The following is a 20,693-nucleotide window of genomic DNA, read 5'->3' on the forward strand; positions in this document are numbered from 1 at the left end:
CTTCGCGCTGCGACTCATTCCATTCTATAACGAAAAATCCCGAAATAAAAGAAGATCGTACCCCACTTCATGGTAAGGATACGATCTTTATTTTCTGTCAGCTTGCAGCGAACTGGCTGTTATACAGTGTGGAATAGAATCCTCCACGGGCGAGAAGCTCCTCATGCTTGCCCTGCTCGATGATGTTTCCGTCCTTCAGAACCAGAATGAGATCTGCATTTCTGATAGTGGAAAGTCGATGGGCAACTATGAAGGAGGTTCTTCCCTCCATCATACTGTCAAATGCCTGCTGTATATGAAGCTCGGTTCTGGTATCGATGGATGAAGTCGCTTCATCCAGAATAAGCATTGGCGGAAGCCTGAGCATAAGTCTCGCGATACAAAGAAGCTGCTTCTGTCCCTGACTGAGTGAACCTCCGTCCTCTCCGAGGACTGTGTCATAGCCCTGAGGAAGCCTTCTGATGAAGCCGTCACAGTGAGCCTTCTTCGCTGCTGCAACGATCTCTTCCATGGTGGCATCCGGCTTTCCGTATGCGATATTTCTCCTTATGGTAGTCGCCTTAAGCCATGTCTCCTGAAGCACCATGCCGAAATTGTTTCTGAGACTTTCTCTGGTGACCTCTCTGTTATCATGACCGTCAACCTTGATGCAGCCCTGATCCGGCTCATAGAATCTCATGAGAAGATTTATGAGGGTGGACTTTCCGCAGCCTGTAGGACCAACGATGGCAACGGTCTCACCCGGATTTACATGGATGTTGAGATCTGTGAGAAGCTCCTTATTTTTGACATAGGAGAACCAGAGATGCTCTATATTCACTTCTCCCTTGAGAGTCTCACCCTCACCGAGAACAGCAGCATCGGGAGCATCCGGCACCATCGCCTTCTCGTCGATTACCTCAAAAACTCTTGAAGCCGATGCGATGGCATTCTGAAGCTCTGTGGCCACACCTGAAATTTCATTAAATGGCTTAGTGTACTGGTTAGCGTAACTAAGGAATGACACCAGCTCACCAACTGTAATCAGTGCCTTTATGGCCATGAATGCTCCGCTGACGCCAACTGCCGCATATACTATGTTGTTCACGCATCTTGTGGCAGGATTCACAAGTGAAGATACAAATACTGCCTTGAAGCTGTAGCCTGACAGCTTTTCATTAATGCTTTCAAACTGCTCCTGAGCCTTCTTTTCATGTGAAAATGCCTTAACCACCTTCAGATTTCCCAGCATCTCCTCTGTGAAAGCCGTGATATCTCCTCTGCTTTCAGACTGACGCTTAAAGAGGCTGTAGGTGCTCTTGGCGATAAGACTTGCCACCACGAAGCTTAGTGGAGTCAGCACGATAACAAGCATCGTGATGACAGGCTCAATGTAAAACATAAATCCAAGGGTTCCGAGAATGGTAAGCACACCCGTAAAAAGCTGTGTGAATCCCATGAGAAGTCCCTGGGAGAACTGATCGATATCCGTAATGATACGGCTTGTAAGGTCGCCTGCAGGGTGCTTGTCAAGGTAGCTTACCGGAAGCTCCTCCACATGATTAAAGGCCTTTGTTCTTATATCCTCCACAACTCTGAAGGTAACCACGTTGTTGATGTGGTTCATGAGCCACTGGGCAAGTGCCGTCAGGACTATAAGGATCGCCATAAGTCTCAGAGTGCTGAGGAGCTTTGTCCAGTCAACCTCACCCTTTCCAACGATGGTATCCACCGCAGAACCTGTGAGAATCGGAAGGTACAGAGTCAGCACTACAGTCACTGCCGCAAGAATTATGGACAGGACAACGAGATGCATGTACTTCTTTATATAACGAAGGATTCGTCCTATGGTACGACGGTCTTCCGCCGTCATCTTTCTTGGTTTCCCTTTAGCCATCACTCTGCCTCCTTTCCGTTTTCTGCCAATGTCTCTGCCTTGTCTGCACTCACTTCGCTTTTTTCAGAATCTACAGAACCGGTTCTGGTTTCAGGCTTTGCCACTGCGTTGCTGTTTTCGGCTGAGGCATTTTTTGAATCTCCGGAGCGATGTCCGGCCTCATCCTTATTAAGCTGTGAAAGACAGATTTCCTTATAAACCTCGCAGGATTCGAAAAGCTCATCGTGGGTTCCGATACCCGCTACCTTACCGTCATCAAGAACTATTATCCTGTCTGAATTCCTGACTGTTGAAACTCTCTGTGAAATGATGAATACAGTCATGTTCTCAGTGTCATGCTTTATGGCTTTACGAAGAGCAGCATCAGTTGCAAAATCAAGAGCCGATGCAGAGTCATCGAGAATAAGTATCTCAGGTTTTCTCACAACAGCTCTTGCTATGGCAAGTCTCTGCTTCTGTCCCCCTGAGAAGTTTCTTCCCTCCTGCTCAACAGGAAGCTCAAGCCCCTGGCCCTTCTCCTCTACGAAGTCAAAAGCCTGGGCAGTCCTGAGGGCAGCGTAAATCTCTTCATCACCGGCATCTTCCTTGCCCCACTGCATGTTTTCACGGAGTGTTCCGCGGAACAGCACGCTTCTCTGGGGAACGATGCCTATCTTGTTTCTGAGTTCAGAAAGACCATAGCTCTTAACAGGGCGCCCATCGATATCTATCTCACCTTTTGTTGCATCGTAAAATCTCGGAATAAGATTTATGAGAGTCGACTTACCGGCACCTGTACCGCCGATAACACCGATGGTCTCTCCGGGCATGGCTTCAAATGTGATATCGGAAAGGGCAGGATCAGCACCTTCTGTATAGGCAAAATCCACGTTTCTGAAGGAAACCTTGGATGATCTGCCACTTGGAGCATTTGATTTTAAATCCTCCATTGAAGTCCCCTTCGAGGTTCTCATATCAAGCTTAGACTCATCAGAATCTGCCTTCCAAGCCACTGAAGCCCCGGCAGAAACATTGGCAGGCTCCTGAACACTGGGCTTTATGCTGAAAACGCCGTCGATTCTGTTCATACTTGCCATGGCGCGGGTTATCTGGATCACAAGGTTCGCAAGCTTTATGAGCTCCACAAGAATCTGTGACATATAGTTTACGAGGGCCACAAGTCCACCCTGGGTAAGGGTGCCAATGTCTACAAACCGCGCTCCACGGTAGATGAGATAAACCACCGCAAGGTTTATGATCACATAAGTCACAGGGTTGAGAAGCGCAGAGATACGTCCTACGCTGACCTGCATCTCAGTAAGTCTGTCGTTTTCTCTCTTGAACTGCTCTATCTCCGAAGCCTGACGATTGAAGGCCCTGACAACTCTTACACCGAGAAGATTCTCACGGGTTGTCTTCATGATCTTATCAAGCTGTGCCTGATTGTTTTTGTACATAGGCGCAGTTGTAAGGATGATGCCGAAAACTACCGCAAACAGTATGGCGATAGTCATCGCAAAGATAAGTCCGGCTTTAACATTGATGGTAAAAGCCATAACCATGGCACCGAAAACGATGAATGGTGAACGCATGAAAAGACGAAGGGCCATGTTGACACCGCTTTCCACCGCATTGATATCAGAAGTCATTCTGGTGATAAGGGTGCTGGTTCCCAGTGTGTCAATGTCTCTGTAGGAAAGTGTGTTTATATGCCTGAAAAGATCATTTCTCAGACCCTTTCCGGTATGTATGGCAACCTTTGCGGCAAAGAACTGGGCCGTAAAGGAACAGGTAAGACCGATGGCCGCAAGAAGCAGCAAAAGTCCGCCCATCTTTAATACATATCCCGTATCACCGTTTTTTATTCCGGTGTCGATCATGCTGGATATAACCATAGGTACCAAAAGGTCGAAACAGGCTTCCAGACACTTGAACAGCGGCGCAAGCACAGCTTTTACCTTGTAATCTTTAATGTAAGATAACAGTCTCTTCACAAATTACCTCCAAATGATGTATTCCTGTAACAAAACAGGTCCGCCGCGGTTCCCCGCAGCAGACCCATTATACTCCCTTTGTCAAGGGATGTCACTTTCGCCCAAAAATAGCCCGATATATAAACCGTCCTTCCGTTTATGCCACACTAATTACTTTATAAAAATCAGCTAAAATCAATTCCCACGACAGTATCATCATCCTTGTAAATTGTAATTATAAGTGTAGTCCTCGCCGACATATTACCTTTATGTTTAAATTTTTCACCCCATCTGGAATTATGATAATCTTCCCCCAGCACCAGATAGTCATGAATAACGGAAGTACAATAGTCAGTAGCAGTGAACAACGGTCCTTCATCAAACAAATCATCATTTCCGCCAGACACATTATTATAGCCCACAGCTACACCATCCGAATAAGTATAATAATTACCTCCATCTTTGACTTTTAATTCTAGCGGTTTCAGATTATATGCAGATCTAGCAATATTAAGATATCTCAGAAAATCTCTTATATACTGATCTCGAATGAGCGCATCATTTGTTACCCCTTTTTTCTTCAACCTACCATAAGTATCAGAATAACCAATTGATGTACGATACACAGGATTTTCAAAGCGATAAAGAATTTGCATTACATCATAATTATAATAGGGCTGACCATCATAGCTATTGTTGAATATGATATTTTTTATATCGTCATCAGTAAGTGAATACACATCCACATAACCACTTTCCGGAGTGTACTGTTTTATAAGATTAATAGTTTGATCAGATAACTCCTTGGAAAAATACTTGTCGGTTTCAAGCCATAAATCTTCCTTTGACTGTACATTATAAGACATGGTAGTTTTATTTGAGACTTTGGATTTTCTATTATTTTCCTTTTCTTTAGCTATTTTTTTGCCCTCTTCTGTATCTTGGAATTCCACATAATTAGTCACACTAACAGAACTTGCAGGAACATAACCAAAATCACCAACATAAACTCCATCCGGTGTATACTGATTCTTAAGTTTCTTTCCTTCTTCATACCAATATGCAAATGAACCATTAGAATCATTATTTTCATAAGTCTGACTGCCATCTTTTGACTTGACTTTTGCAAAATCCTGCCAGGTATAATGCACCCATCCAGTATAAGCAAAAGCTGCAAAGTTAAAAAGGCGCGCTGATAATACCATCGATAGTATCATCAAGATATACTTCTTAGTTTTCTTCATACCATAATCTCTCTTTACATGTTCCTCTTGTAACTAGTTACTATTTCCAAAAATTCTGAATGAATGCCTCATGTTCTTCTATGCTCTCATACCAACATATCGCACCATATTCACTATTTTCACGCATTCCATAAATCCTACCATCCGAGGCGGCAAACAATAAGAATCGATCGCCACTATCATCCGGAACATCTGAAATAAAAGAATCCGCCGAATCATTATCTAGCGACGACATTCCATAATACGTATATGATTCAGAATTTGTAGTGCCAGACCATGAGTCATCTTCACTAACCATCAACTTATCCCCTTGAATGGTAATAGTCACTCTTGATGTATAATCACCATTTGTCGCATCAGCAAGTGTATATATTCCATCAGTCCAAACGCGAGCATTTGATAACTGATTCATTGAGTTTTTCTGTTGTACGACTCCATCTTTTATCCATGCACCTCTTTTATCTACAGTATGCCCATCCGGTGTAGTGGTATCCTCAAGAAGCCAGCCATTCTCATCAAAGTAATAGCATTCAGCTATACCATCAGCATCACCGTCTATCCATTCCCATCCTGATTTTACATAAGAACCATCATCATTAAGATAGTACCATCCTTCGGAACCTTTACCCCAACTTCCGGCGAAGGATGTCACAGTCAATGTAATAATTATTCCAATAGTGGTCATAAAAATTTTATTCTTTTTCATTACAAATCCTCTTATTATTTAAATATTTACATCCATATTAAAGTCTATAGTTGACCCATTTAAATTCTGAAGAACGATATCATCATATGCCTCTTCAGGATATTCGAACTCACAGCTATTTATATCTAATTTTGCTCCTACTAAATTCACATCAGCTACAGCTGTATGAGCATACACCGCTCCTAATTTCCAACAACTACCAAATGAACCGTCTGATTTATTTTCAAATCTGCAGTTTTCAAAGTGGACTTTGCTATCATGTGTAAGTCCCATTCCTACTGCCGCAGTCTGATTCGAAATAAAAATACAATTTCTAAAAAGTGTATTCATAGAACCATAATCTGCATGTACAGCATACGCCCCATAATCAGTTGTATTAATCACACCCTTCGGATGTGTTGCCTTAAATGTGATGTTTTCTACGATACCATTTAACCTTAATTCTGCTGCCGGCGCTTTATAGTACCCTAAATTACTTTCTACTGTCACATCTCCTTCCCCTATAAAACTTATAAATCTCGGTGTTGAATCAATGGTAGACTTTGCTGAAAAGCGATCATATTTTCCCGGCTTCATGTAAATGGTCACTTTATTTGTCTCACCATCATTACAATTGTCGATAATATTCTGAACATCATCTCCAGGCCTGACGGTATACCTTGTGTCCGCCATTCCCTGTATACACATCAACAAATTGAAATAAACTGCCAACGTTACAATATTTCTTTTTTTCACTTATACAACAGATCCTTCTAACAGTTAATACTATTATCGTCCTCTTCCCTGAGCGCGATGTAACGTGACCCATTCTACCCCCCCCACAGATTTGTCAATGCTTTTCACCGATTTTATAATTATCCAATTAAAAAGCTCGGCCATATGCCAAGCTTTTTAATTCCTATTTTAATATTTCGCTCTCTAAAAACTATCATATACATCTTTATCAGCTATTAAAAAAATATCTCCCTTGAATACGGTGGTCATCTGAAATATTCAACTGTCTGAATTACCATAATGCTTGAACAAACTATATCAATGATATATTATTATATATCATTGATATACACAGAGGTGATATAAATGACGCAAAAATCAAAGATTAATGCCAGTGGTGTTGAAATAAGTGTAATTGATATCACTGATTCCGATAATAGCTATTTAAGTCTTACGGATATAGCTAAATACAAGAATTCCGAAGATCCAAGGGTAGTTATTACTAATTGGATGAGCTCTTATTCAACAATTGATTTTCTTGCAGTCTGGGAAGAAATTCATAATCCGGAAGATTTTAACCGATTGGAATTCCAATCGGTTAGAAACGAGCGTGGAAGACTCATTATGACCCCAAAGCAATGGATTGAAAGAATGCAGGCCAAGGGAATAAGATCAAAAGCGGGTAAATACGGAGGAACATATGCTCATTCTGACATCGCTTTTGAGTTTGCATCCTGGATCTCTCCGGAGTTTAAACTCTATATAATCAAAGATTATCAGCGGCTCAAGAAAGATGAAGCTGAAAGAAAAGCTATCGGATGGGACGAAAAAAGAGCTCTTACAAAACTGAATTATCACATCCATACAGATGCCGTTCAAGCATATCTGATTACAGACGAATTAACAAGCGAAGAAAAGACGTACACATTTGCAAACGAAGCCGATCTTTTGAATGTTGCGCTCTTTGGAAAACGCGCAACGGATTGGCGAAAAGAACATCCAGAAGAGGCTAAAAGAGGCGAGAACATAAGGGATTATGCATCCGCCGAGGAACTGATAGTCCTTATTAATCTTGAAAACTTTAATGCAGAATGGATTTCCCAGGGATTAACTCAGCAGGAACGACTACAAAAGTTACGTTCGGTAGCATTTAGACAAACAGAAATCCTTCAAAAAAACGCTGCAAAAAGAAAACTCGGAAATGTAAATCCAAAGCTTTTAAAAGGCGGTGATCCAGATGCTGATTAAGGAATTGAGAAAAATCACCGGATTGTCCCAGGCTGCATTTGCCAAAAAATTCCGTATACCTTTGGGAACACTATCCCATTGGGAACAGGGCGTTAGAACTCCTCCAGACTATGTAATATATATGATGTCAAGAATTATATATATGGAACGCGAACAATATAAAAATAATTCATGAATAAAAAGCGGGAAAATGCTTCTATCAGCACTTTCCCGCCTTTATTTACACATTATTTCTTATTTATCCAGTAATCGAACACCTGCTTTGCCACAGGCACTGCGGTTCTTCCCCCGGTCTCACCTTCTTCCACCACTACGCATACAGCGATTTCAGGATCATCATAGGGGGCGAAGCCTGTGAACCAGGCATTTGTGATAGTCTCACCATTTTTACTTACCTCAGCAGAGCCAGTCTTTCCTGCAGCCGCGTACCCGGCATCCCTGAGCTTTGAGGCAGTTCCGTCGGTAACAACAGATCTCATGAAGGATGAAAGAATCGACGCCTCTTCTTCAGTCATGAGCTGTTTTGTTGCCGGGTCCCCGAAAACCTTAATAACCTTTCCGTCAGAGGATTGAACCTGCTTCAAAAGTTTTGGCTCCGCAAGAACACCCTTATTGGCGATGGCGGACGCCAGAATCACCTCATGAAGAGGACTCATCATGGTCTCACCCTGCCCGATAGCCGTCTGCATCATAGTCCAGACACCGGAATCCTCCGTAACATTGAAACGACTCTTACTGGATGAAACGTCTATGGGCAGCTCCTGATTGAACAAGAGCTGTTCTGCTGTTTCAGCAAGCTTCGTCTTGTTTATCATGGTTCCTATCTTTGCAAATGCTGAATTGCAGGAATATGCAAAAGCAGTGTGGAGGTCCTCGGCTCCGTGAACCTCTCCGCTGTAGCAGTGTACCACATAGTCTGAATTGGACGCATCACGATACACACCATCGCAGTTAAAAGTAAAATTCTGATAGTCATTCGGGTGCTCTCTCATATATTCAAGAGCCATAACGATCTTAAATGTTGAGCCGGGAGCATAGAGCCCCTGTGTGCATCTGTTGAGAAGCGGCGCACCGGCACTCTCATCATTTACTATACTGTCCCAATCCTCAACTATAGTATTGGGGTCGAAGCTCGGCTTAGATGCCATGGCAAGGACCTCTCCCGTCTTCGGATCTACCGCGATGACGGCACCATTATGATCCTCCAGTGCCTCATAGGCTATCTTCTGGAGCTCTGAGTCAAGAGTAGTGATGACATTGTCACCCTGACTCTTGGTCTCGGTGATCTCATTGACCACCTGTATCACAGGATTTGAGTTTGACTCCATGAGATAAAAGTTTGCAAGGGATTCGATTCCGGTCTTTCCCTTTGTGGAGTAGCCTACCGCCTGTGCAAATGTCTTTCCATAGGGGTACTCTCTGGTCTCTGTGTAAGCGCCTCCCGGATTCTCTGTTCCGTCGGAATTTTTTCTCGTGTCACTCACAACTGTTCTCGCCAGCACCTGTCCGTCGGAAGAAATGATGGCACCTCTTACGAAGCGTTCATTAAAGACCTCCATCCTCGGGTTGTAGGCATTACCCATGAGTTCATCGGAACGCCATCCTATGAAATGGATCATATATCCTATCATTCCAAAGAACAAAAACGAAAAGAAGTAAATGACCCTTATTATATTTCTGTTTGTCTTTTTGATTCCGGATCGTGATTTTCTATTCATTATATCTCCAGATCCTCTGCTCTGATTTTCTCATTTCTATAGCTTCTGTTTGAATTTGACTTTCCTCTTCCCTTCGGCTCATCATAATCATAGTCAGAATCCTCGTAATCCGAATCACCATCATAGAAGTCATCGTCTTCATAACCGGCATCATTATAGCCGGGCTCAATGTACTCAGGATCATCATATGCCGCCCCGCCGGAGACATTGTCAAAAGCCCTTTCGTCAGCCTCGTCTTCATTTCCCTGAATGATGTAAAGGGCCTGGATTATGGCAAAAACGATAAATGCTGACACCAGAGAAGAACCTCCGTAGCTCACGAAAGGCAGCGTAACGCCCGTCGAAGGTATGAACTTTATGGCACCTCCGATGGTGAGGAACACCTGAACGATATACTCGATGGCGAGTCCTACGGAGACGTACTTATAGAAAGTATCCTCCATATATGTGCCTATCACCATCATCTGCATGAAGCAGCCGAGACACACGAGGGTAATGCATATGGCAGTCACCGCCCCCATCTCCTCAGAAATGGCAGAAATGATGAAGTCCTTCTCAACGATAGGGATCTTGTTGGGCAGACCCTGATAGAGACCAAGACCGGCAAATCCGCCGGTTCCTATGGCAAACAGTGACTGGGTTATCTGGTAGCCCTTGTTGTCGATGTCTGCCCAGGGGTCTATCCAGGCAAACACTCTGGTACGCACGTGGCTGAAGGAAAAATAGGAAAATACCGCAGCGAGGCACATGGAAATATTTCCCAGCATCAGATAAACAGCACTGTTTGTGGCGATAAAAAGAATCACGAGATATGCCACAAAAAATATCAGCGCAGAGCCCAGATCCTTACACAACACAAGGATAAGCATGTGGGCACCTGCCACAAGGGATGTGATGACGATGTCCCGGAAGCTCTCCGCCTGACTGAGCATACCCGCCACGGCGAGAACGAAGGTTATCTTTACCAGCTCCGAAGCCTGAAAAGTGAAGCCCCCGATGGAGATAGACATCTTCGCACCGTAGCTCGTGGCACCGATAAGAAAAACTATGCCCTGCATGAGTATACCGAATGCCGCAAAGTGGTACCGCCACCTCTTTATATCCCATATCTTGTCTATGATATACGGGATGACCAGAGTAAGCGCCGCAGCTCCTATGACTATCACGAACTGCTTGATGGCCTTTCCCATGTCCAGTCTCTCAAGAGTGATGAGTCCGTAGGCGAGAAAAAAGACCGTGTTATTCAGAAGCAGCCTGTTGATGTTTCGATATATGCGAACCGAAAAATATGTGTAAAGAATAAAAAATATGAGCTGTAAAACATAAAAAATAAGGGCTGAAACCTCCCCCGTCTTCAGAAATACAGTAAGATTCATCAGAAAATGCACCAACAGGATGATGCGAAGCTGCCAGTCACACAGCGGATTCGCATCATCCTGATCGGGTATGGATAAGAATCTGAAATTACAATAGGTATACAGGGCTATCAGAAGCAGCTGAATGTACTTCGTAGCTGTAATGTATAAATTTATCATATCACTCAACTCCGTGACGGAAATGTCCCCTGGTGATGTCCTTAGGTATGGCACCTGACAGTATCTTCCTGACCTCTGTTCCTGTCTCCACTGAAAAATCATAGCGAAGGCGCTCAGGCTCAAGGGATCGAATGTCCTCCGGAAGATCATAAAGCACCAAAGGCTCAGCATTGAAAATCTGATTATAGCAGTATTTGCAATAACACCTTACCGGCATGTCCTTCTGCATACGGTCACGGAGAATCATGAAGCGGTTCTTGTGGTCGCAGCCTGCGGAAGTCTTCCTGATACAGTTGGCACTTACCATCATAGGCAGATGCCCGTACACGAGAATCTCGTACGGCATCTCTGAAAGCTCCTCATCGGGAAGAGCCCTCACTGCCCTCCTCAGACTCAGGCACTCCCTGTAGTTCAGCTCGATGGGATAAGTAAGCTCCTCAGCCCCCAGCTCCCTGAGCATGGACACAGCCTCAGTGTTATAACCGTAACAAGTATAATCGAATATCTTCCTTATGTGGTTTAAACCTTTATTACCAGTTTCTGAAGTCTCGAGGTCAGAGACCATCATAGCCTCGTCAAAAGTACGGATGAGCAGCATATCAGGAGCGGCCCCTAACTTTATGAGTCCCCTGAGAAGTGACAGTGAACCAAGCCCCGGATCCGTATCTCTCTCGATACGCCTAAGTCTCAGGCCAGCCTCTTTTCCTGCATCATGAATCTCATTTATGATTTTCGCCAATGCTTCTGCTTCCTGTTCTCCCGCTTTGCCTTTACCCGGCTTTCCGCCGGCATCTCTCCCCGGGATACCGAAGCATGCTTCATCTATGTAGATACGGGAAACAGCCTTTTCTCCTAGAACAGCCTCTAACTGCTCCTCAGTCTCCACTGAAACCGCCACAGGCATGTTCCAGTCCGAAGCAGAAAGACCGGACTCTCCAGAGAATACCTTCACACGCTTTACATATCTGTCCTTTTGACCGGCAAATGCTCTTTCTCCGGTCTGCCCCGGATTCAGTCTCCTTCTCTTTGGTCCGCTTTCGCTCTTAATTCTATCAGACTTCGTCCGGCTATCCTTAGGCACCTTTCTGGCGCTGGAACTTCTTTTACTATTTTTAGACAAGTTGTCTCTTTGACTCACTTAAAATCTCCTCTTCATACATGTCGAGAGCTTCTCGTCTCAGCTGGTTAAGCTTTCCTACAGGATAGAAAATATCCCCTTCCAGAGAGACATTGACAGACTCAAAAGTAAATACTGTCCCGCCTGTCTTACGGAGCTTTGTTTCAATGCTTTCCGCGTCCATCGGATGGCTTTCTGCAGAGGCTACCGAATCCTCGGAAACCACTGTGACCATCCTTCCCTTTGCATCACTGAGTGTCAGAACTACAGGGGCACCCACAGTTAGCTTGATGTCCGCATCCAGCTTCAAGGTCCTGTTCCTGTCTATGTATGTACTGTTGATATGATCGAGAACGGACTTCTCAACCTCACGGAACTTCTTTTCCTCTGTGGCGATCATATCTGCACCGTTATGCTTCTTTAAGTAGCTTGTGACACCGCCTCTGTCAAAGACCTCTCTCAGTATCTTCACATCGTCAGGATCCACACTGTAGCTTCGGATCTCTCCATCCAGATACTTCATGGCGAGATCGAGGTACTTTCTGTAAACACTCACAACTCCCGCTGTATATATGGGAGACTTCATACGTCCCTCTATCTTGAAGCTGTAGGCTCCCGCCTCGATGAGTTCCGGCAGAAGGTCTATGGTCTGCATATCCTTCATGCTGAGAAGATATGCCTTTTTATGAAACTCCTCTCCGGCACCTTCCTTTGCACGAGCCTGAAAAGCAGTCTCGCCGTGGCTTATAGCCTCATAGCAAAGTCTGCAGGTTCCGGCACAACGTCCTCTGTTTCCTGATCTTCCTCCGAGGAGCGATGACATAAAGCAGGCACCGGAATAGCTGTAACACATGGCGCCGTGGCAGAATACCTCCAGCTCCATGCCTGTCTCATCATGAATACGCTTGATCTCCGAAAGACTCAGCTCTCTGCTGCATACAGCTCTCGTCATTCCGAACTTCTGTGCCATACGGGCTCCGTTCACACCGGATATGGTCTCCTGTGTGCTGGCATGGACCTCGAGATCCGGGAACCATTCTCTTATCTTCTTTACCGCACCGAGATCCTGCATGATAAGTCCGTCAACTCCGGCCTCATAATATGGTTTTATGTACGAAAAAAGCTCTTTAAGTTCTAAATCCTTAAAGAGTATATTTACCGTCATATAAAGTTTTACCGAGAAGAGATGACAGTAACGGATGGCCTCCATCACCATATCTTCCTCCTCGGCTTTTGCTGAATCTGCGTATGCACGTGCACCGAATTTCCTGCCGCCCATGTAAATGGCATCGGCACCGGCATTAACTGCCGCTACGACGGATCTGAAGGAGCCTGCCGGCGCAAGCAGCTCCACACGTCTGTCTCTTTTTAATTTCATACTGTTTTTATTTCTATGTCATTTCCTGACTCCGGTGATTATGGACGCCACTCTGTCATCGGAAATAGCTTTTTCCTTTGCCTCTCTTACAGCTTCTCTGGCTTCAAGCTCCGCAAGGCGCTTCTGGGTATTCTCCAGCTCCTTCAGAGTATTCTCCAGCTTGATCTGAAGCTTCACCTGATCGTGCTTAACGCTATAGCTCTCGCGTTCTGCCTCATCCTTTTCTCTTTCAAATCTGCGGGTCTTCTCCTGCTCGCGGAAAAGATCATCACAGATGTTGATCTGCAGCAGCAATGCCTTAAGGTTGTCATCCAGCTTGTTGTAGCTTGAAATCTGACGCTTCAGGTCATATATCTTCTGATTAAGATAGCTCGCCACCTCATGCATATATCCCTCGGTAGCATCTCCCGAAAGCTGATAAATTTTTCCATCGATAACAACTTCTACTGTGTTCTTCTCTGCCATAGGTTTTATCTCTATCCTTATTTTTATCGCGCATCGCGCGGAACTTTAGTAAAAAACCAAAAAATGTTACTACACAACTGTGAATTTGTCAAATTCACCTATTTATTTTATCATAAATCGATTATTAAACGAGAAAAATATATTTCTTATCGACTTTTTCAGCTGACGAAATTTTATCCTTCAAATGACTCCTGATACGCCATACCAAGATGTTTATAGGCATTGGCAGTAGCCACACGACCTCTCGGAGTTCTGTTTATAAGTCCGTTCATAAGAAGGTATGGCTCGTAAACATCCTCGATGGTTCCGCTGTCTTCACCGAGAGCCGCCGCAAGAGTATCAACTCCCACAGGTCCACCGTTGAACTTCTCGATTATGGTCAGAAGATAGGCTCTGTCGTTCTGATCGAGACCAAGCTTATCAACATCCAGTATATCCAGTGCCGCATCCGCCGCTTCCCTGGTGATTCGTCCGCCATATCTTACATCGGCAAAATCCCTGACTCTCTTAAGCAGCCTGTTGGCAAGTCGCGGGGTTCCCCTGGATCTCAATGCTATTCTCTCGGCTCCTGCGTCGTCGATCTCAACATTCAGAACCTTCGCTGAACGAAGTACGATCTGCATAAGCTCTTCTCTATTATAATATTCCAGCTTCGAAATGATTCCGAAACGGTCACGGAGAGGTGCCGACAAAAGGCCCGCTCTCGTGGTGGCACCGATCAGGGTAAATCTCGGAAGATCAAGCCTTATGGACCTTGCTGTGGCATCCTTTCCAAGCATGATGTCTATGGCGAAGTCCTCCATGGCGGGATACAGTACCTCTTCCACCTGACGGTTCAGTCTGTGAATCTCATCCACAAAAAGCACATCTCCCTCTGAAAGTCCGTTAAGTATCGCCGCTATCTCTCCCGGCTTCTCTATGGCGGGACCGGAGGTCACCTTTATATTTACACCAAGCTCATTTGCGATGATGTTTGAAATCGTTGTTTTTCCAAGTCCCGGAGGTCCGTAAAAAAGGCAGTGGTCCAGAGACTCACCGCGGTTCTTTGCAGCGGTAATGTATACCTTCATCATTTCCTTGAGCTTCGACTGACCGATATAGTCATCAAGCTTCTGAGGTCTTATCTTCGGTTCAAGCTGTCTGTCTTCAACCGTTTCATCTGTATTTATAACGCGACGTTCCATCTATAATTAATTCCTTTGTTCAAATCTTTACAAAAAGCTCAGATTCTTGAGACTGAGCTTCAGGATCTGGTCAACAGTCATATCGGCTGTGATCTCCACCTTCTTCACTGCCCTTCCGGCCTCCAGCTCCGAATATCCGAGAGCCACAAGAGCCTCGATGGCTTCTCTCTGGGCGCTTCTCATGCCTAGAGTTGAGTTCGCCAATGCTGAGTTCTTTTCACTTCCACGATCCATAGCCGTACTGAAGACCTCTGTGGCATCCAGCTTATCCTTTAGATCCAGGACTATTCGCTGGGCAGTCTTTGTACCTACTCCCGGGGCCTTGGAAATGGACTTGCTGTCTCCTGTTACTATGGCCATTCTCAGGTCATCGGGAGAAAGGGCACTAAGGATTCCCAGTGCCGCCTTAGGTCCCACTCCGCTTACAGAAAGGAGCATCGTAAACATCTCCCTGTCCTCGGGAGTCAGAAAGCCGCAAAGCTCAACACCGTTCTGATTCAGGGAAAAATATGTATATATCTTAACTTCTTCACCCATGGATGGCAGTCCTGAGATCACCGTGGCAGGAACTCTGATACCGTATCCAACCCCGGATGCCTCCACAACTATGAATCCATCCTGAATTTCAGCTAGTTTACCGTGTATAAAACTGATCATTAATTATCACCTTTAGATTGATTTTTTCTTTCAAAAGAATATCACAACTCCAGTGCAAACGCCAGCCGATACACCGGAAGGCTGCCTCACCTCATGATATTTCATGTAACAGTTCATCTTTACTCTCTGTGTATCTTGACAATTGGTTTATTTTTCAGAACATGCTAGAATCTCTCTGACACTGATTTTGTATGAGGGAAAGGAACGCTTTGATTCGCATAGAAAAACCTATTGAACTGAATACATCATTTGATCTTTCACTGATTGCACCTCCGGAAGACATCATGTTTTTTGATATCGAAACCACTGGACTGTCTGTTTGGAAATCCGGTTTATATCTCATAGGACTTCTGACCTATGATGATGGCTGGAAGCTTATCCAGTATTTCTGTGAGGATGTATCCGACGAAGTCACGGTACTCAGCAATTTCTTCACACTTCTTTCTACAAAGAAGGTTCTCATTTCTTTTAACGGCGACGGATTTGACATACCCTTTTTGACCCATATGGTTGAGCAGTACGAGCTGCCCTTTTCCTTTGATAATGTTTCGAGCTTTGACATTTTCAAAAAGATTCGTCCCCTGAAAAAGCTACTGGAACTGCCGAATCTCAAGCTTAAGACCTGCGAAAAATTCCTGGGGATCTACAGGGAGGATCAGTTCTCAGGCGGCGAGCTCATAAATGTATATTTCGACTGGCAGCAGAATCCGACTGAAGAAAAGCTGAACTGCCTACTGCTTCACAATGCAGAAGACATAGAGAACATGCCCAATGTCCTTCCCATACTAAGCTACATTTATGCTTTGACCGGTGACTTTTCACTTAAATCTCAGGAGCTTGTGGACCTGCCCTCCACCGGAAAAAAGGTGTTTAGCCTGACATACAGCTGCCTTTCCGTTCCCATTCCTCTTGACATAAAGCTTGATAACTGGTTTATAAACATCACGGAATCGGAACTTAATCTTTGTGCTGCACTTTACGAAGGTGAGCTCAAGTTCTTCTATCCGGACTATCAGAATTACTATTACCTTCCCATGGAGGACAAAGCAATTCACAAATCCGTTGCTGAATTCGTTGACAGAAAATACAGAAAGAAGGCCTGTGCAAAGAACTGCTACCAGAAGGTAAACGGCCTCTTCCTGCCGGAACCCGAACCCATCTTCTCACCTACGCTGCTGAAGGAATATAAAGATAAACTGCTCTATGCAAAGTTTGACGAAGGGTTGTTCTGTGACGACACCCTTGCCGGAAATTATCTCAAATCTGTTCTCGGTCAGCTGAAAATCAAAACCTAGACTATCATTCTACAGAAAACTAAACGCTACATATAATAATCGCTTCCCTGAATCCATTGAAATAAGGGTTCAGGGAAGCGTTTTTAATGTCAAATATAAAAAGATTGCTCATATTGAGTCGACGACCTTTATCTCATATAGTCGTAATTTAGACTATATGCAATCCAACGACCTTTTGGTATCATACTCTTCGGAATCATTCAAAAGATTCATATTCATAATTCTTAACACGTTCTGTGATTGAGATATTTCCGGATAAGATAAAACGATACTTATAGAATTGGGACTGTTAAACAGGCCGAATGATACTTCATCATGCCTACAAATTAACGATTTCTTCCATTCATATAAGTTCTATGCCGTTCATTCACTTCAATTCCCTAAAACCGATAATTAAACTGAAAAGATAAGGAGGTCCTTAACTAACCATGCCCTACGATGATAGTAATTTAGAAGACTTGTCCAGCACGCCTTTCGATGATGTATTCAAGCTTCAGATAGAAAAGATGGGACAACTTCTTGTACCTGTCATAGAGAGAATGTTCCATGTCACGGCAACCGTAGTAGACATGGAAGAAATCGAAAGACTTGCCAATGAACGTTTTCTCCTGGATGAAGAACAAAGAAAGATTTCCAAGCGTTTTTCAGACAGCTGTTATAAGATTGCAGGCGGATACTACCATGTGGAATGTCAATCCACAGAGGATGGAAGTATACTGTTCCGGTTGGCAGAATATAATGTCCGGATAGCTCTTGATGGTGCCACTAAAGATGGTGATTCTATAAGAATAACCCTTCCAAATTCCGGACTCATAAAGCTTAGAGGCACTACCGATTCAGAAAAATCTTCCGAAATGAAGATAATATACCGTTTTTCAGATCAAGAAATAGTCATGCCTGTTCCGGTTCTGAATGTACAGGCATACTCTGCTGATGATATATATGATGGCGGATTGTTTTTCCTGATCCCCTACTATCTCATCAGGTTCGAAAACCGTTTAAGAAAAATATCAGATTCGGAAGACCCTGAATATGTTAAGATATACTCAGAACTACGTGAATTCGTTAATCGGTTAATCAAAGCCTGTGAGGACGGAATTATCTCAGAAGATAATACCAGAAGACTCGCAGAGTTATCGAATTTGATACTTAATCATATTGCAAGCAGATTGAATAAAGATTTAAGAGAAAGGATGGCAGGACTTATGAGTCATGTAATAGAACTTCAGGAAGACAGATGGCTTAGGGAAGGCGAACTCAAAGGATTAGAAAAAGGCAGACTTGAAGGAACAAAATCATTACTGTTCTCTTTAGTGAAGGATAAACTTCTAGATATATCGATTGCAGCCGAACGAGCCGGTGAATCTGAAGAAGATTTCACTAAAGAACTGGAAGAATATATCAAGAATCAGAAATAATACTTATTGCTATAATATGCAAAAACCTGCTTATACCTGTTATGTACATGGGATTTTAACTACATAACAGGTATAAGCAGGTTTTTTCGTAAATACCATGAAGCTGCTACTTCACTTTACGAGAAAATATCGTGATCTTTATCTCAAAAAGCCATCGAGGCTCGGAGAATAAGATATACAAAAACAAGGCATCTCCAATCCGAGCCAAGGCTTGTGCTGCAGGAATAAAAAGCATCCTTGGGCTTTGTATTCCCTATGATACAGGTGTCATGAAGTACCCATGACACTTATATCATCATGTTTTAAATTGACGCAGTGATTTTTCCGGCAACTGCGCTCTTTGCGGCGGTCACAGGAGACGCGAGATAGATATTGACCTTGGAGGTACCCATCCTTCCAAGGAAATTTCTGTTATTTGTGGCAACTACTGTCTCACCGTCAGTAAGGATTCCTCCGGAACGTCCGCAGCACAGTCCGCAGCCGGGATTCATGATTATGGCGCCTGCCTCATTGAAAATCTTCATGATACCCTCATGAACCGCATCGAGATAAATAGAGCGGCTGGCCGGGGTCACAATGAGCTTCACGTAAGGTGCAACCTTCTTTCCCTTCAGTATCTCTGCCGCAGCCCTTAAGTCCTCAAGACGTCCGTTGGTGCAGGAACCGATGAATACCTGATCTATGGCGATGTCCTTAAGCTCGGAAACCGGTCTTATCTTGTCAACCTGTGACGGACAGGCAGCAACGGGAACGAAATCCTCCGCCTTGTAATCGAGAACCATTGCATAGTCCCCGTCATTGTCATCGGTGAAGCAGCCGTGCTCTTCATCAAGAGGCACACCGGAAAACTCAGCTGTCTTCTCGTCCGGATAGAACAGCCCGCACTTTGCACCGGCCTCTATGGTCATGTTGGCCATGGTAAGCCTTGAAGCAACGGACATTTCCTTCACCGTATCCCCTGCGAACTCCATAGCCTTATAGGTGGCTCCCGCCGCAGTGAGATCTCCTATAATTCTTAAAATGATATCCTTCGATGTGACACCATCTCTCAGTTTTCCGTTAATGTTTATCCTTATGGTCTCAGGCACCTTGATCCAAAGCTCTCCCGTTCCAAGAATTCCCGCCATTTCCGTATAGCCGATTCCCGTGGAGAATGCACCAACTCCGCCATAGGTCACAGTGTGCGAATCCGTTCCGAAAACAATATCTCCGGGAGTCGCATAACGAAGCTCCGGCATAAGCTGATGACAGATTCCGTCAGCTCTGTGGATATGCTCTATTCCCTGCTCCCTTGCGAACTCATCGCCACGCCTGAAGTGTCTGGTATCATCCACCTGACTGGCAGGAACCATGTGATCGTAAATGATGACCACCTTATCGGTGTCCCAGACCTTCTTGAACCCCATCTCATGGAACTTGTCCGCCACAAACGGGATAAAAATATCATGAATCATGACTCTGTCCGGCTTTACAAAGACAATGTCTCCGGCCTTGACGCTGTCATCATGAACATTTCTTCTGATTATTTTTTCAATAAGTGTTGCTCCCAAGACATACTCCTTTATCTCCTGATCTTTCACAGAATGCATCATCTCATCGGAAATGAGCATTTCCATGCTTTATATCATCTTCAATCTATTACCAATTTACAATCTGCTGTTTGTACTAAATCAGTCCGTTCCGCTTCTTCATGGCATTAACGAGGCCGCCGTCATTCAGTATATCCATGAGATTATCCGGCAGAGAGCCTATCTTATAGGAAGCTCCCTTATGCTGAATCTCCTGTCCCGGAATAACTGTGAGCTCGTCACCCTCTTTAACAACATCCTGGATATCACTGTTTTCTATAAGAAGAAGTCCGTTATTGATGGAGTTTCTATAGAAGATTCTGGCAAAGGACTTGGCGATAACGCAGCTGACTCCCAGCGCCTTTATGACCTCCGGTGCCTGCTCTCTTGAGGAACCGCAGCCGAAATTATTGCCTGCTACGATTATATCCCCCTTCTTTATCAGCGACGGAAGCTCCGGTCGGAGCGGATAAAATCCGTACTGCCGCATATCATCTATAGTTTTTAATGCAAGATATTCTGTAGGAATGATGATGTCCGTATCTATATCATCTCCCAGAACAAATACCTTTCCTGTAAATGTTGCCATTCAAACCTCCGTTTATTTATTCGTCACAC

General features: G+C 44.2%; 18 protein-coding genes. 4 read left to right on the plus strand and 14 right to left on the minus strand.

Annotated elements, in window-relative coordinates; genetic code table 11:
- Nucleotides 1-97: 97 nt before the first annotated feature.
- From BXO88_RS13030 to BXO88_RS13050, 5 genes are all read right to left on the minus strand, one after another.
- Nucleotides 98-1,876, minus strand: coding sequence for an ABC transporter ATP-binding protein (locus BXO88_RS13030; RefSeq protein ID WP_078038163.1), 1,779 nt, complete (start codon nucleotides 1,874-1,876; stop codon nucleotides 98-100).
- Nucleotides 1,876-3,849, minus strand: a complete 1,974-nt coding sequence (locus BXO88_RS13035) for an ABC transporter ATP-binding protein (protein WP_078038164.1) — start codon at nucleotides 3,847-3,849, stop codon at nucleotides 1,876-1,878. Before BXO88_RS13035 ends, BXO88_RS13030 begins: the two co-directional genes overlap by 1 nt.
- A 164-nt stretch (nucleotides 3,850-4,013) precedes the next feature.
- Complete coding sequence (locus BXO88_RS13040; RefSeq protein WP_078038165.1) at nucleotides 4,014-5,072, minus strand: hypothetical protein; 1,059 nt, start codon at nucleotides 5,070-5,072, stop codon at nucleotides 4,014-4,016.
- A gap of 40 nt (nucleotides 5,073-5,112) precedes the next feature.
- Complete coding sequence (locus BXO88_RS13045; RefSeq protein WP_078038166.1) at nucleotides 5,113-5,778, minus strand: hypothetical protein; 666 nt, start codon at nucleotides 5,776-5,778, stop codon at nucleotides 5,113-5,115.
- A gap of 18 nt (nucleotides 5,779-5,796) precedes the next feature.
- A complete protein-coding gene (locus tag BXO88_RS13050) occupies nucleotides 5,797-6,513 on the minus strand; it encodes a hypothetical protein (RefSeq protein ID WP_139355593.1) in 717 nt (238 codons plus the stop codon).
- Nucleotides 6,514-6,858: 345 nt separating this feature from the next.
- Between BXO88_RS13050 and BXO88_RS13055 the strand changes: the two genes are divergently transcribed.
- Together BXO88_RS13055 and BXO88_RS17270 are read left to right on the plus strand one after the other, a co-directional pair.
- Entirely contained in the window at nucleotides 6,859-7,740 is an 882-nt protein-coding gene (locus tag BXO88_RS13055; RefSeq protein WP_078038168.1) for a KilA-N domain-containing protein, read from the plus strand.
- Nucleotides 7,730-7,915, plus strand: a complete 186-nt coding sequence (locus BXO88_RS17270) for a helix-turn-helix domain-containing protein (RefSeq protein WP_078038169.1) — start codon at nucleotides 7,730-7,732, stop codon at nucleotides 7,913-7,915. Before BXO88_RS13055 ends, BXO88_RS17270 begins: the two co-directional genes overlap by 11 nt.
- Nucleotides 7,916-7,967: 52 nt before the next feature.
- Here BXO88_RS17270 and BXO88_RS13065 read toward each other — a convergent pair whose 3' ends face one another.
- The 7 genes from BXO88_RS13065 to ruvA all read right to left on the minus strand — a co-directional run bounded on the left by BXO88_RS13065 (nucleotide 7,968) and on the right by ruvA (nucleotide 15,794).
- Nucleotides 7,968-9,458, minus strand: a complete 1,491-nt coding sequence (locus BXO88_RS13065) for a peptidoglycan D,D-transpeptidase FtsI family protein (protein ID WP_078038170.1) — start codon at nucleotides 9,456-9,458, stop codon at nucleotides 7,968-7,970.
- On the minus strand, nucleotides 9,458-10,993 hold the full coding sequence (locus tag BXO88_RS13070) for an FtsW/RodA/SpoVE family cell cycle protein (protein WP_078038171.1): 1,536 nt from the start codon (nucleotides 10,991-10,993) through the stop codon (nucleotides 9,458-9,460). The genes BXO88_RS13065 and BXO88_RS13070 overlap by 1 nt, the downstream gene beginning before the upstream one ends.
- A gap of 1 nt (nucleotide 10,994) precedes the next feature.
- Nucleotides 10,995-12,113 (minus strand): U32 family peptidase, encoded by a 1,119-nt coding sequence (locus tag BXO88_RS13075; protein WP_078038172.1) that lies wholly within the window; start codon nucleotides 12,111-12,113, stop codon nucleotides 10,995-10,997.
- On the minus strand, nucleotides 12,106-13,488 hold the full coding sequence (locus BXO88_RS13080) for a peptidase U32 family protein (protein WP_078038173.1): 1,383 nt from the start codon (nucleotides 13,486-13,488) through the stop codon (nucleotides 12,106-12,108). Before BXO88_RS13080 ends, BXO88_RS13075 begins: the two co-directional genes overlap by 8 nt.
- A gap of 18 nt (nucleotides 13,489-13,506) precedes the next feature.
- Nucleotides 13,507-13,953, minus strand: coding sequence for a cell division protein ZapA (locus tag BXO88_RS13085; protein WP_078038174.1), 447 nt, complete (start codon nucleotides 13,951-13,953; stop codon nucleotides 13,507-13,509).
- Between the two features lie 173 nt (nucleotides 13,954-14,126).
- Nucleotides 14,127-15,137 (minus strand): Holliday junction branch migration DNA helicase RuvB, encoded by a 1,011-nt coding sequence (gene ruvB, locus BXO88_RS13090; protein ID WP_078038175.1) that lies wholly within the window; start codon nucleotides 15,135-15,137, stop codon nucleotides 14,127-14,129.
- Nucleotides 15,138-15,164: 27 nt separating this feature from the next.
- A complete protein-coding gene (ruvA, locus tag BXO88_RS13095; RefSeq protein ID WP_078038176.1) occupies nucleotides 15,165-15,794 on the minus strand; it encodes a Holliday junction branch migration protein RuvA in 630 nt (209 codons plus the stop codon).
- A gap of 209 nt (nucleotides 15,795-16,003) precedes the next feature.
- Between ruvA and BXO88_RS13100 the strand changes: the two genes are divergently transcribed.
- On the plus strand, nucleotides 16,004-17,089 hold the full coding sequence (locus BXO88_RS13100) for a ribonuclease H-like domain-containing protein (protein ID WP_168171708.1): 1,086 nt from the start codon (nucleotides 16,004-16,006) through the stop codon (nucleotides 17,087-17,089).
- A gap of 428 nt (nucleotides 17,090-17,517) precedes the next feature.
- Complete coding sequence (locus BXO88_RS13105) at nucleotides 17,518-18,507, plus strand: hypothetical protein (RefSeq protein ID WP_078038178.1); 990 nt, start codon at nucleotides 17,518-17,520, stop codon at nucleotides 18,505-18,507.
- A 302-nt stretch (nucleotides 18,508-18,809) separates the two neighbouring features.
- Here BXO88_RS13105 and BXO88_RS13110 read toward each other — a convergent pair whose 3' ends face one another.
- Nucleotides 18,810-20,057 (minus strand): 3-isopropylmalate dehydratase large subunit, encoded by a 1,248-nt coding sequence (locus BXO88_RS13110; protein ID WP_078038193.1) that lies wholly within the window; start codon nucleotides 20,055-20,057, stop codon nucleotides 18,810-18,812.
- 115 nt (nucleotides 20,058-20,172) lie between these two features.
- Nucleotides 20,173-20,664, minus strand: coding sequence for a LeuD/DmdB family oxidoreductase small subunit (locus BXO88_RS13115; RefSeq protein ID WP_078038179.1), 492 nt, complete (start codon nucleotides 20,662-20,664; stop codon nucleotides 20,173-20,175).
- Nucleotides 20,665-20,693 lie beyond the last annotated feature (29 nt).

The sequence above is a fragment of the Oribacterium sp. C9 genome, assembly GCF_002007235.1.
Taxonomy (GTDB): Bacteria; Bacillota; Clostridia; order Lachnospirales; family Lachnospiraceae; genus Oribacterium.